Annotated in this window: 13 protein-coding genes; 7 read left to right on the forward strand and 6 right to left on the reverse strand. The window is 56.9% G+C overall.

The genetic code is table 11. From position 1 onward, the window contains the following. Positions 1-35 precede the first annotated feature (35 nt). Positions 36-317 carry a YjcB family protein gene (locus NIM72_RS13630; RefSeq protein ID WP_013359796.1) on the reverse strand — a complete coding sequence of 94 codons (282 nt, stop codon included), beginning with the start codon at positions 315-317 and terminating at the stop codon, positions 36-38. 254 nt (positions 318-571) lie between these two features. Next, complete coding sequence (soxS, locus tag NIM72_RS13635; RefSeq protein WP_150012009.1) at positions 572-997, reverse strand: superoxide response transcriptional regulator SoxS; 426 nt, start codon at positions 995-997, stop codon at positions 572-574. 100 nt (positions 998-1,097) lie between these two features. Between soxS and soxR the strand changes: the two genes are divergently transcribed. The 4 genes from soxR (at position 1,098) to NIM72_RS13655 (ending at position 5,794) form a co-directional block, all read left to right on the forward strand. After that, positions 1,098-1,583 (forward strand): redox-sensitive transcriptional activator SoxR, encoded by a 486-nt coding sequence (gene soxR / locus NIM72_RS13640; protein WP_161733550.1) that lies wholly within the window; start codon positions 1,098-1,100, stop codon positions 1,581-1,583. A 39-nt stretch (positions 1,584-1,622) separates the two neighbouring features. Continuing rightward, complete coding sequence (locus tag NIM72_RS13645; protein ID WP_161733618.1) at positions 1,623-2,288, forward strand: glutathione S-transferase family protein; 666 nt, start codon at positions 1,623-1,625, stop codon at positions 2,286-2,288. A 361-nt stretch (positions 2,289-2,649) separates the two neighbouring features. Next, the gene (locus tag NIM72_RS13650) at positions 2,650-3,999 is read left to right on the forward strand and encodes an NCS2 family permease (RefSeq protein WP_253420738.1); all 1,350 of its coding nucleotides are present in this window, start codon (positions 2,650-2,652) and stop codon (positions 3,997-3,999) included. 145 nt (positions 4,000-4,144) lie between these two features. Continuing rightward, on the forward strand, positions 4,145-5,794 hold the full coding sequence (locus tag NIM72_RS13655; RefSeq protein WP_161733554.1) for a Na+/H+ antiporter: 1,650 nt from the start codon (positions 4,145-4,147) through the stop codon (positions 5,792-5,794). A gap of 45 nt (positions 5,795-5,839) precedes the next feature. On the opposite strand, the gene NIM72_RS13660 is transcribed toward NIM72_RS13655, so the two are convergent. Beyond that, entirely contained in the window at positions 5,840-6,742 is a 903-nt protein-coding gene (locus NIM72_RS13660) for a LysR family transcriptional regulator (protein WP_161733556.1), read from the reverse strand. A gap of 103 nt (positions 6,743-6,845) precedes the next feature. On the opposite strand from NIM72_RS13660, the gene NIM72_RS13665 reads away from it, so the two are divergent. The 3 genes from NIM72_RS13665 (at position 6,846) to NIM72_RS13675 (ending at position 8,645) form a co-directional block, all read left to right on the forward strand. After that, entirely contained in the window at positions 6,846-7,271 is a 426-nt protein-coding gene (locus tag NIM72_RS13665) for a CidA/LrgA family protein (RefSeq protein WP_253420740.1), read from the forward strand. After that, the gene (locus tag NIM72_RS13670; RefSeq protein WP_150038354.1) at positions 7,264-7,959 is read left to right on the forward strand and encodes an LrgB family protein; all 696 of its coding nucleotides are present in this window, start codon (positions 7,264-7,266) and stop codon (positions 7,957-7,959) included. Before NIM72_RS13665 ends, NIM72_RS13670 begins: the two co-directional genes overlap by 8 nt. A gap of 140 nt (positions 7,960-8,099) precedes the next feature. Beyond that, entirely contained in the window at positions 8,100-8,645 is a 546-nt protein-coding gene (locus tag NIM72_RS13675; protein WP_150011995.1) for a YfaZ family outer membrane protein, read from the forward strand. 82 nt (positions 8,646-8,727) lie between these two features. On the opposite strand, the gene NIM72_RS13680 is transcribed toward NIM72_RS13675, so the two are convergent. From NIM72_RS13680 to acs, 3 genes are all read right to left on the reverse strand, one after another. After that, positions 8,728-10,383, reverse strand: coding sequence for a cation acetate symporter (locus tag NIM72_RS13680; RefSeq protein WP_161733560.1), 1,656 nt, complete (start codon positions 10,381-10,383; stop codon positions 8,728-8,730). Beyond that, positions 10,380-10,709: a DUF485 domain-containing protein gene (locus NIM72_RS13685; RefSeq protein WP_013359807.1), complete on the reverse strand. Its 330-nt coding sequence runs from the start codon at positions 10,707-10,709 to the stop codon at positions 10,380-10,382. Before NIM72_RS13685 ends, NIM72_RS13680 begins: the two co-directional genes overlap by 4 nt. Before the next feature lie 140 nt (positions 10,710-10,849). Further along, complete coding sequence (gene acs / locus NIM72_RS13690; protein WP_161733564.1) at positions 10,850-12,805, reverse strand: acetate--CoA ligase; 1,956 nt, start codon at positions 12,803-12,805, stop codon at positions 10,850-10,852. Between the last annotated feature and the right edge of the window lie 155 nt (positions 12,806-12,960).

Below are 12,960 nucleotides of genomic sequence, written 5' to 3' on the forward strand. Positions count from 1 at the left end.
AAACCCCGCTAAGCGGGGTTTTTTATGCGTAAAAATCAGGGCATCGGCCAGTCAGCAGGCGCCTGGCTCATCGCATCGATAAAGGCGTGCTTTGAGATTTCCACGAAGTTATGTACGTTTTCCATGCTCAGGGTAATGCCCATCAGACCGGTAACAAACCAGCAGGTCATGCCTAAACCAATCCCGCCACACATAAAGGCCATCACGTGACGGCTATCCTGACGAAGTTTGGTTTTCAGGGTGCTGGCAAAAAACATCATGATTGCGCTCAGCAGTTCCCAACGCATAACAAGAAAACTGGCGGTTAACGTAGCCATCGGCCGGACCTCACTATCAGTAAGTATTCCTGACAATCTGCGGACATCACCGGCGACAAAAAAGTGTGTCAGGTAGGACTTTTTTGCCGTCAACCCAGGTTAAAAGTGTGACTTGGGTCACATTATATCACCCGATTTTAAATTTTGAACAAAATTTGACTCTTGTATGGTAGTGGTGTGCAGAAAAAATGAGCAGTAGAAGAAGAACGGCGGGGAAATCAGACAGATGCGCCCGGAGCGGGCGCAGCGAAGAATTAACGGACCGGGCAGCACTCGCCGGTCGTGCGCTGGGTAAAGCTGTTGATCGGATCGTTACAACCGAAACTCAGCAGGCGAGGGCGCTGAATCGCCTGGCGTCGCATGGTGTGGCGGTAAGCGGTCGGGGTCTGTGAAAACTGACGACGAAACACCCGTGAAAAAGTTTGCTGCGAGTCATAGCCATACTGCATCGCGATATCAAACACCGGACGCTGTGTCTGCGATAGCGCTTCTGCGGCCAGCGTCAGGCGGCGCTCACGAATATAGCCACCCAGCGTCTGTTTCGTCACGGAACGGAACATACGCTGCAGGTGCCATTTCGAATAGCCTGATTTTGCCGCAACCTCATCAATCGACAGGCTCTTATCGAGGTTCTGGTCAATCCAGTCCGTCAGGGAATGAATGATCTCTTCTTGCATCATAGCCTCATCCTTCTGGTGCTTAATAAGGGGTAATGGGAGTTTAGGGGTTTCAACGGAGAAGAAGTATAATTCCTCAAGTTAACTTTAGGTAAAGGGTCTGATGAAAAAAGAACGTAACTATCCAAAACCGGTCTTAACACCCGGGGAAGTGGCGCGCCGCAGCGGTGTGGCGGTCTCGGCGCTGCACTTTTATGAAACCAAAGGCCTCATTTTCAGCACCCGCAACAGCGGCAATCAGCGCCGATACAGCCGCGATGTGCTGCGACGCGTGGCGATCATCAAGATTGCTCAGCGTATTGGTATCCCGCTGGCGACGGTCAGTGACAGTCTCGACCACATTCCGCCAGATAAGCGCATGTCGACGACGGAATGGGATGCGCTGACTCAGCACTGGCGCGAAGAGCTGGATAAACGCATTGAAACTCTTACCCGTCTGCGCAATGACCTGGATGGCTGTATCGGTTGCGGCTGCCTGTCGATGCGCGACTGTCCGCTGCGTAATCCCGGCGACCGGCTGGGTCAGCAGGGCTCGGGTGCGGTGCTGCTTGACCCGGAACAGGATGATAAACATCCGGCTGTGGAGTGACGTCTATACTTGGTGAAGGTCAACACACAGGGAATCATGATGATCACCGTTCACCATCTTGAGAAATCGCGCTCGCATCGGGTGCTGTGGCTGCTGGAAGAGCTGGAAGTGCCGTACCAGATTAAACGCTATCAACGCGAACCGACCATGCTGGCCCCGGAGGCGCTAAAAAAAGTGCATCCACTGGGAAAATCGCCGGTCATTACTGACGGGAACCAGGTGGTAGCAGAATCGGGGGCCATTCTCGAATACCTTGAAGAGAAATATGATCACGAATTCAGGCTGAAAGTGAGTGATGAGGCGTCACGGTTACAGTGCCGCTACTGGCTGCACTACGCCGAAGGCTCGCTGATGCCGCTGCTGGTGATGAAACTGATCTTCGGTCAGATGGGCAAAGCGCCGGTGCCATGGCTGCTGCGTCCGGTCGGCGCGGCATTTGGCAAAGGGGTGCAGAAGGCATTCCTGGATAAACAGCTAAAGCCGCACAGGCAGATGATCGAACAGCATCTGGCAGCCAATACGTGGTTTGCCGGTGAGCGTTTTACCATTGCGGATATCCAGATGAGCTTTCCGCTGCTGGCACTGGCGCGGCGTGGCGGACTGGATCGGATGCCTGCCACAGAGAAATGGTTGCAGACGGTGCAGCAGCGCGCCGCCTGGCAACGCGCGATTGCGCAGGGCGGCGAGCTTTCGTTGCCAGGTTAATCCTCTCTCCGCCGGCGCATCCTGTCTCATCCCGACTGCGCCGGTGCGAATCCTGCCTTTATATGACATTAACTTTATGGCCTCAGCGTTTCAGGCTGGCTTCCGTCGGGCGTCTGCCAGCCTCCTGCGCCCAATCTTTCTTTATGCCAAAGAATCTCCCTCTTAGAGTTGAAAACGTGGCGCTAAACGCCGGATAATCGCATGCCTTTTTATCTGGCTGCTTTTGACGGCTAATTATCTGCGGCAAGGTAAACGTTTGCCTGATGGGTTAATCCCGACAGTGACGCCGTCTACCCGCTTATTCCAGGGACAGCGATGGTCGCAGAGCGATCCACACAACAAAAATTTTTGAGGCTCAACTATGTCAACTGAATCACGCCCGGCCAGTGGAAAACTGGACGCATGGTTCTCGATCTCGGCGCGCGGCAGCAGCGTGCGCCAGGAAATTCTGGCCGGACTCACTACCTTCCTGGCGATGGTCTACTCCGTCATCGTGGTACCGGGAATGCTGGGCAAAGCCGGTTTTTCCCCCTCCGCCGTGTTTGTCGCCACCTGTCTGGTCGCCAGCTTTGGTTCCATCCTTATGGGGCTGTGGGCCAATCTGCCGATGGCCATTGGCTGCGCCATCTCCCTGACCGCCTTTACCGCTTTCAGCCTGGTGCTGGGTCAGCACATCAGCGTGCCGGTCGCGCTGGGCGCAGTGTTCCTGATGGGCCTGCTGTTTACCCTGATCTCCGTGACCGGCATTCGTGCCTGGATTTTGCGTAACCTGCCGATGGGCGTGGCGCACGGCACCGGCGTCGGGATTGGCCTGTTTCTGCTGCTCATCGCCGCTGACGGCGTGGGTCTGGTGGTAAAAAATCCGGCTCCGGGCCTGCCGGTGGCGCTGGGTCACTTCACCACTTTCCCGGTGATGATGACACTGCTGGGACTGGCCGCGATTATCGGACTGGAGAAGCGCAGGGTACCGGGCGGCATCCTGCTGACGATTATCGCTATTTCGCTGCTCGGCCTGTTCTTTGACCCGTCGGTGACATATCAGGGACTGTTTGCCCTGCCGAGCCTGCGTGACGCCAGCGGTCAGTCGTTGCTGTTCAGCCTCGACATTATGGGGGCGCTACAGCCTGTAGTACTGCCCAGCGTGCTGGCACTGGTGATGACGGCGGTTTTTGACGCCACCGGTACCATTCGTGCGGTCGCAGGGCAGGCCAATCTGCTGGATAAACAGGGCCAGATTATCAATGGCGGTCGTGCGCTGACCAGTGACTCCGTCAGCAGCCTGTTCGCGGGTCTGGTGGGCGCGTCACCGGCTGCGGTCTATATTGAATCGGCGGCAGGGACAGCGGCGGGGGGCAAAACCGGCCTGACCGCAATTGTGGTGGGCCTGCTGTTTCTCGCTATCCTGTTTATGTCGCCGCTGGCTTATCTGGTTCCGGCTTACGCTACCGCACCTGCACTGATGTATGTGGGTCTGCTGATGCTCAGTAATGTGGCAAAAGTGGACTTCAGTGATTTTGTCGATGCGATGTCTGGGCTACTCACGGCGGTGATTATCGTGCTCACCTGCAACATCGTCACCGGCATCATGATCGGTTTCGCCAGCCTCGTGGTGGGGCGTCTGTTCGCCGGTGAATGGCGTAAGCTCAACGTCGGTACCGTGATCATTGCCGTCGCGCTGGTGGCATTTTACGCCGGTGGCTGGGCAATCTGACTGTACAACCGGGCGTGCGGCTGCGCGTCCGGAATTTTTCACTTTTTTCCCGCCCGGCGCACGCGTAGCTGACAACCTTCAATGCAGTTTGTTTTACACTTTAGCGCTTAACCAATGATTGAAAGAAACGACGCCTAAGGAAAGCATGGAAATCTTTTTTACTATTCTCATCATGACGCTGGTCGTGTCGCTCTCTGGCGTCGCGGCCCGCATTCTCCCTTTTCAGATCCCGTTGCCGCTGGTGCAGATCGCCGTAGGTGCGATGCTGGCCTGGCCAACATTTGGTCTGCATGTCGACTTTGATCCGGAACTGTTTCTGGTGCTGTTCATCCCGCCGCTGCTGTTCGCAGATGGCTGGAAAACGCCGATCAGTGAGTTCCTGCATCATGGTCGAGAAATCATCGGCTTAGCGCTGGCGCTGGTGCTGATTACCGTGATCGGCATCGGCTATCTGATCTACTGGCTGGTGCCGGGGATCCCGCTAATCCCCGCCTTTGCGCTGGCGGCGGTGCTGTCGCCGACCGATGCCGTGGCACTCTCCGGCATTGTCGGTGAAGGTCGCATTCCCAAGAAGATTATGTCGATTGTGCAGGGTGAAGCCCTGATGAATGATGCTTCGGGCCTGGTATCACTGAAGTTTGCCGTCGCCGTCGCCATGGGCACCATGGTGTTTACCTGGGGCGGTGCCAGCGTTGAGTTCCTGAAAGTCGCGGTAGGCGGCCTGATTGCCGGTGTGGCGATCTGCTGGCTGTACGGTAAATCGCTGCGCCTGCTCAGCCGCTGGAGCGGGGATGACCCGGCGACACAGACCGTGCTGCTGCTGCTGCTGCCATTCGCCTCTTATCTGATTGCCGAACATCTGGGCGTCTCAGGCATCCTGGCAGCGGTCGCGGCCGGTATGACCATCACCCGTTCCGGCATTATTCGTCAGGCTCCGCTGGCGATGCGGCTGCGTGCCAACAGTGTCTGGCAGATGCTGGAGTTCGTGTTCAACGGCATGGTCTTCCTGATGCTGGGCCTGCAGCTGCCGGACATTCTGCAGACCTCGATCGACCAGGCGCAGGCCGACCCGAATGTGGAACTCTGGATGCTGTTCGCCGATATCGGGCTGGTCTATGCCGCGCTGATGATCGTGCGCTTTGGCTGGCTGTGGATTATGCAGCGCTTCAGCAAACGCCTGCTGAAGAAGAAGCCGCTGGAGTTTTCAAACTACTCGCTGCGTGAACTGCTGATCGCCTCGTTTGCCGGGGTACGCGGTGCAATCACCCTGGCCGGTGTGCTCTCTATCCCGCTGTTCCTGACCAACGGCGAGCCTTTCCCGGCGCGTTATGAGTTGGTGTTTATCGCCACAGGCGTGATTCTGTTCTCGCTGCTGGTAGGGGTAGTGATCCTGCCAATTCTGCTGCGCGGCATTGATAGTATCGACAAAGGTGCACATCGCCGTGAGCTGCAGAATGCCCGTGCGGTGATGGCAGGTGCAGCGATTGAGAGCCTGCACAAGATGGAAGAGCGGCTGGAGAATGAGTCAGAAGAGAACATCGATCCGGAACTGCTGAAAGAGGTCAGTCTGCGCGTGATTGGCAACTTACGTCGCCGCGCCGAAGGCAAGAATGATCTTGAACATGCATTGTTTGCTGAGAACCTTGAGCGTCGTTTCCGCCTGACCGGGCTGCGTGCCGAACGTGCAGAGGTCTATCATCTGCGCGCCACCCAGCAGATCTCCAATGAGACGATGCAGAAGTTGCTGCACGACCTGGATCTTCTGGAAACACTGCTGATCGAAAAAGAAGAGTAAGCCCTGGCTGGCACGCCTGTGGATTCATGCGGGCGTGCCAGCTTTTCACACCGACAGGCGCGGCGGTTCATCCGGCCAGTGTTCGCGACAACAGTTGATCCACGCCTGCGCACTGCGTGACAGATAACTCCCTTCCCGCCAGATCAATCCCAGACTCCATTTCAGCTCCGACGCCAGCGGCAGCCACAATAGCGACTGCTTATCCAGCCGCTGACAGATCGGCTCCGGCAGAATCGCCAGCCCCATCTCCGCCTGCACCATTGCCGCCAGAAAATCCCACTGACCGCTGCGCACTGCCACCGTTGGCGTCAGGCTGAGCCGCTGAAACGCCTGCATCAGCTGACGATTCAGTGAAAACTCCTCATTGAAAATCAGCAACGGGTGCTCTGCCAGCTCTGCCAGTCCTATCTGCTGGCGGCTGAGCCACGCCGGGCGGCGCGGCAGCAGCACGCAGAGCGGATGATGCATCAGGGGCAGGGTATTCAGCGGCAGCTCGGCATCGACCGGCAGCGCGGTCAGAGCGATATCCAGACTGCCCGCCAGCACCGCCTGCTGTACGGTCAGACCGCCGAATTCAGAGATTTTCAGCTTCACACCGGGATAGCGGCGGCGAAACGCGGAAATCGATCCGGCGATCTGCATACCGACCATCGGCGGAATACCCAGTCGCAGCTCACCGGTTTTGAGCTGGTTGATGTCACCAATCTCCGCCTCAAGCTGATGAAACTCCTGCAGGATTGCCAGGCCGCGCTGATAAACCGCCTGCCCGCTGTCGGTGAGGTGCAGGCGACGGCCATCCCGCAGGATCAGCGTACAGCCCAGTTCCTCCTCCAGCTGACGCAGCATTTTGCTGATGGTCGGCTGCGTCACAAACAGCTTTTGCGCCGCACGGGTAAAGCTCTGCTGGCGGACCACTTCAGTAAAGTAGCGTAGGGCGCGGACATCCATAACTATTCCTTTCAGGCATGATTGCGATAATTTTAATTCATTTTTTTCACCTTCTGTTGACGATTTATACTGCGACATCAGTTTAATCGGGGGAGACAAGGTGATGGCGTTAGCGCTCACTCCACGCAGTATCCGTGCAGTGCAATGGCTCAGCCTGCCGCTTCAACTGGGTTTCTATATCGGCCTGTTTATCGCCTGCGACCGGCTGGTGAGCTGGCTGAAGCTGCCGCTGCCCGCCAATATCGTCGGGATGCTGCTGCTGCTGACCTTAATCGTGACGCGGGTTGTGCCGCTGAACTGGGTAAAAGCCGGATCGCGCTGGCTGCTGGCCGAGATGCTGCTGTTCTTTATCCCGGCGGTGGTGGCGGTAGTAAATTATGGCGATCTGCTGCGCGTCGATGGCTGGCGTATCTGCGTAGTGATTGGCGTCAGTACGCTGCTGGTGCTGGCTTCCACCGCCTGGGTGGTGGACCGGCTCTATCAGTATGAAGTCGCGCGCGCCGCGCGTAAGCAGGATCCTCATGCGTGATTTTCTGCTCAGCCTGCTGTGTGTAGCGGTTACGCTGCTGGTATATGCGCTGAATAAACGGCTTTACCGCCGCTGGCGTACGCTGCTGTTAATGCCGCTGGTGATGACGCCGCTGGTACTGGTGGCGCTGCTGCTGCTGACCCACATCAGCTGGCAGGATTACATTGCAGAAAACCACTGGCTGCTCTGGCTGCTGGGACCGGCGACGCTGGCGTTTGCGGTGCCGGTCTATGAGAACGTAGCGATTATAAAGCGCCACTGGCTCTCTCTGAGCGCGGGCGTTCTGACCGCCACGCTGGTCGCCGTCTGCAGTTCGGTCTGGCTGGCGCGGCTGCTAACCCTGCCGGAGTCAATCCAGCGCAGTCTGGCCGTGCGTTCCATTACTACGCCTTTTGCGCTGGCCGCAGCCGGGCCGATTGGCGGTCAGCCCGATCTGGTGGCGCTGTTTGTGGTCATCACTGGCGTGTTTGGCATGGCAGTGGGTGACGTGCTGTTTCTGCGCATCGCGATTAAGCAGGGGGTGGCGAAAGGAGCAGGCTTTGGTGCCGCGTCACACGGTGCCGGCACCGCTCGCGCTTATCAGCTTGGGCAGCAGGAGGGCGTCGTCGCCAGCCTGGTCATGATGCTCTCGGGGGTGGTGACCGTTATACTGGCCCCGGTGATTGGACACCTGATGTGGACAATATAGTCTACACTGCGTTGCGCAGAGACAGCTGCAATTCTGAACGCGACACGTATTTTTACGTAAAGTTTCCCGGATTTTGTTGTCTCCCCGTTTCAGGCTGTTAACCTTGCGGCCGAATTAATTGTCCTTCACGGAGTGGAATCATGTTTAAGCATCTTGTTACCGGGAGCGCCCTCGGGCTGGTTTTACTGAGCGGTGCCGCTCAGGCGATTGAAGGTAGTGTTGATGTCAGCGAACACAATACCAACCTGAATCTGGGTCTGGGCACCACTACACCCGGTCTGTTTCTGAAAGGTAACTGGCTGCGTAGCGACCATGATGGCAGCACCTACGGTGCCGGTCTGGGCTACAACGTTGACTTCGGGCCGCTGCGTCTGGCACCGACCGCAAAAGCGATCTTTACCCATCCGGAAGATGGAAAAGATGGATTTGCGGTGGCGGTGGGCGGTGCAGCACACTACAGCCTGAACAGCATGTGGGGCCTGTATGGTGAATATTATTATGCGCCAGAGTCGTTCACCGATCAGCTCGACAGCTATCAGGAAGCCGCTGGCGGCCTGAGCTTCACGCCGGTTTCACTGCTTAACCTGCGTGTGGGTTATCAGTACATCGAACTGAACAACAAAGATGGACGTAAAGATAACGTGCTGGTCGATGGCCCTTACGTGGGTGCATCACTGCGCTTCTGATTCTGTTGCGTGAAAGAAAAGGGCGACTCCCCAGGTAGTCGCCCTTTTTTATTGCCTGATCGTTATGAACGAAAAGCCACAATCAGTGCGCCTTGCCCTGTTCAATACCGGTGCCGGTCTGCGAGCGAATAAATTGCGCGCGGAAGCGGGAACGCTCTTCTGCGCCCTGCTGCGAATGATCGGTAATGGAGAAAAGCCAGATGCCGACAAAAGCCACCACCATCGAGAACAGCGCCGGATACTCATACGGGAAAATCGCCGTGGCGTTGCCCAGCACCTGTACCCACACGGTCGGGCCGAGGATCATCAGGATAACGGCGGTCAGCAGACCGAGCCAGCCGCCTACCATCGCGCCGCGCGTGGTGAGTTTTGACCAGTACATCGACAGCAGGATGATCGGGAAGTTACAGCTGGCCGCAATCGAGAAGGCCAGCCCGACCATAAAGGCGATGTTCTGCTTCTCAAACAGAATACCCAGCGCAATCGCCACCACACCCAACGCCAGCACGGTGATTTTGGACACCCGCAGCTCATCTTTCTCGCTCGCCTGGCCTTTACGATAGACGCTGGCGTAGAGGTCATGCGACACCGCCGACGCGCCCGCCAGGGTTAAGCCCGCGACCACCGCCAGAATCGTGGCGAAGGCAACCGCAGAGATAAAGCCCAGGAAGGTGCTGCCGCCAACTGCGTTAGCCAGATGTACTGCCGCCATATTGGTGCCGCCAATCAGCGCGCCGCTGGCATCTTTAAAGGCCGGGTTCGCACCCACCAGCAGAATCGCACCGAAGCCGATAATAAAGGTCAGGAAGTAAAAGTAGCCCATAAAGCCGGTGGCCCAGAAGACGCTTTTACGCGCCTCTTTGGCATCCGCGACGGTGAAGAAGCGCATCAGAATATGCGGTAAACCTGCCGTACCAAACATCAACCCCAGCCCCAGCGACAGCGCCGAGATAGGATCTTTGACCAGCCCGCCAGGCTGCATAATCGCGATGCCTTTGGGATGAACCGCCATCGCCTCAGTGAACAGCGTGTTAAAGCTGAAGTTGGCCGCCTTCATCACCATTACTGCCATAAAGGAGGCACCAAATAGCAGCAGCACCGCTTTGATGATCTGCACCCAGGTGGTCGCCAGCATGCCGCCAAACAGCACATACATCACCATCAGAATGCCGACCAGAATCACCGCAACATGGTAGTTCAGGCCGAACAGCAGCTGGATAAGTTTACCGGCACCCACCATCTGCGCGATCAGGTAGAGCGCCACTACCACCAGCGAACCGCAGGCTGACAGGGTACGAATCGGCATCTGCTTCAAACGATAGGAGGCGACATCGGCAAAGGTGTAGCGGCCCAGGTTGCGCAGCCGCTCGGCGATTAAAAACAGAATCATCGGCCAGCCGACCAGGAAGCCGAGCGAGTAGATCAGTCCGTCATAGCCTGAGGTGTAAACCAGCGCTGAAATGCCCAGGAACGAAGCCGCTGACATGAAGTCACCCGCCATCGCCAGGCCATTCTGGAAGCCGGTGATATTGCCGCCAGCGGTGTAGTAGTCGTTACGCGATCGGGTTCGCTTTGACGCCCAGTAAGTAATTCCCAGCGTAGCGCCGACGAAAATCGTAAACATGATAATCGCCTGATAGTTGGTTGCCTGGCGCTGCACCGCACCGGTGATCGCATCAGCGGCCAGCGCTGAAAACGGCAACATTAAGGCCAGCAGCCATAAAGTGAGACGAGTCATGATTTCACCTCACTGAGGATCGCTTTGGTTAAACGGTCAAACTCACCGTTGGCGCGCCAGACATAGACGCCGGTCAGCACAAACGACATCACAATCAGCCCGACACCAATCGGGATACCGCGGGTGACGTTAGTGCCGGCATGCAGCGGCGTGCCGAGCCAGCCGGGAGCAAAGGCAATCAGCAGGATAAAGCCAACATAGAGCACCAGCATGATCAGCGACAGCAGCGTCGCGAACGCCTGGCGTTTACGGACTAACTCATGAAAACGGGGATTACGTTCAATCTGCTGATTGATTGCATCCTGATTCGAAAGGGCGTCATTCATCACATTTTCTCCAGAGGGCTTGCACGCGAGAATCTCACGACAGGGCGCGGATTCAGCTGGTTATAATAGTTGTGACTACCGAAACAGACTGCGTAGGGCGGGTGTGGCGGGAAGCGATCTTCCCGCCGGACAGCATGCGTTTAAGGCATTTTGATCGACTGTTTCTCCTCAAGCAGTTTTTCGACGACGCCAGGATCGGCAAGGGTCGAGGTATCACCCAGGTTACTGGTATCGCCGGTGGCAATTTTGCGCAGAATACGGCGCATGATTTTGCCGGACCGCGTTTTCGGCAGTGAGTCAGTCCAGTGCAGCACATCCGGTGTGGCTATCGGGCCAATCTCTTTACGGACCCACTGGCGCACTTCGGTGTACAACTCCGGCGACGGCTCTTCGCCATGATTCAGCGTGATATAGGCGTAAATCGCCTGGCCTTTAATGCTGTGCGGAATCCCGACCACGGCCGCTTCGGCAATTTTAGGATGCGACACCAGCGCCGATTCAATTTCGGCAGTACCAAGACGGTGACCGGAGACGTTGAGCACGTCGTCGACACGTCCGGTGATCCAGTAGTAGCCATCTTCATCGCGACGGGCACCGTCACCACTGAAGTAGACATTTTTAAAGGTAGAGAAGTAGGTCTGCTCGAAACGGTCATGGTCGCCAAAGAGGGTGCGCGCCTGTCCCGGCCAGGACTCGGTGATCACCAGATTGCCTTCACAGGCACCTTCCTGTGGCTGACCTTCGTTATCCACCAGCGCCGGTTGCACACCAAAGAACGGCCGGGTAGCGGAACCCGCTTTCAGTTCGGTCGCACCCGGCAACGGCGTGATCATGAAGCCGCCGGTTTCGGTCTGCCACCAGGTATCCACTATCGGGCAACGGCTGTTGCCGATTTTCTTGTAGTACCACTCCCAGGCTTCCGGGTTAATGGGCTCACCGACCGATCCCATAATGCGCAGGCTGCTGCGATCGGTACCTTCAATGGCCTTATCCCCTTCCGCCATCAGCGCACGGATGGCGGTGGGTGCGGTATAGAGCAGGGTGACTTTATGTTTATCGACCACTTCCGCCATGCGGCTCGGCGCTGGCCAGTTCGGCACCCCTTCAAACATCAGCGTGGTGGCACCACACGCCAGCGGGCCATAAACCAGATAGCTGTGTCCTGTTACCCAGCCGACATCGGCGGTGCACCAGTAGATGTCATCCTGATGGTAATCAAAGACGAACTTAAAGGTGGTGGCGGCATAGACCAGATAACCGCCTGTGGTATGCAGCACGCCTTTGGGTTTGCCGGTGGAGCCGGAGGTATAAAGGATAAACAGCGGATCTTCCGCGCCGACTTCGGCTGCAGAGTGATTGGTGCTGGCGTCCCGCATCAGGTCATGCCACCACCGATCGCGGCCTTCAACCCAGCCCACATCTTTACCGGTGCGCTGGAACACCACCACGTTTTTCACGCTGGTGACATTCGGGTTTTTTAACGCGTCATCGACATTTTTCTTCAGCGGAATGCTGCGACCGGCGCGGATCCCTTCATCGGCGGTAATGACCAGCGAGGCGCTGGAGTCGACAATGCGGCCAGCGACCGCTTCCGGTGAGAAGCCGCCAAAGATCACGGAGTGAACGGCACCGATACGGGCACAGGCCAGCATCGCCACCGCCGCTTCCGGCACCATCGGCATGTAGATTGCCACCACGTCGCCTTTTTTTACTTCCAGCAACTCAAGCACATTGGCGAAGCGACAGACTTCAGTATGCAGCTGGCGGAAGGTCAGAGTTTTGCTTTCGCTGGCGTCGTCGCCTTCCCAGATAATCGCCGGGTGATCGCCGCGCGTTGCTAAATGGCGGTCAAGGCAGTTTGCCGCCAGGTTGAGCGTGCCATCTTCGTACCAGCGAATGTTAATGTTACCTGGCGCAAACGAGCAATTTTTCACCTTGCTGTAAGGCTTAATCCAGTCAAGGATTTTGCCCTGTTCGCCCCAGAAACTGTCTGGATCGTCGACAGAATGCTGATACATCGCCTGGTACTGTTCAGCCGTAATCAGGGTGTTTGCTGCAATGTTCTCTGGAACGGGATGAATGTGATTTTGGCTCATAGCGGATCTCCTAGAAGATGTTAATGATATGTCAATCAATGGTTAATTGAAGCCTGTGCCATAGCTTTGTTTCTTTTTTGCGCCACAGATCACGAGATAAACCTCTTCGGGAGAAGCGTGAAGCCGTTCTGATATTTCCGGTTAACTCTCTGGCG

Origin of the sequence: Pantoea sp. B550 (assembly GCF_024158165.1) — a bacterium.
GTDB lineage: Bacteria > Pseudomonadota > Gammaproteobacteria > Enterobacterales > Enterobacteriaceae > Pantoea > Pantoea alfalfae.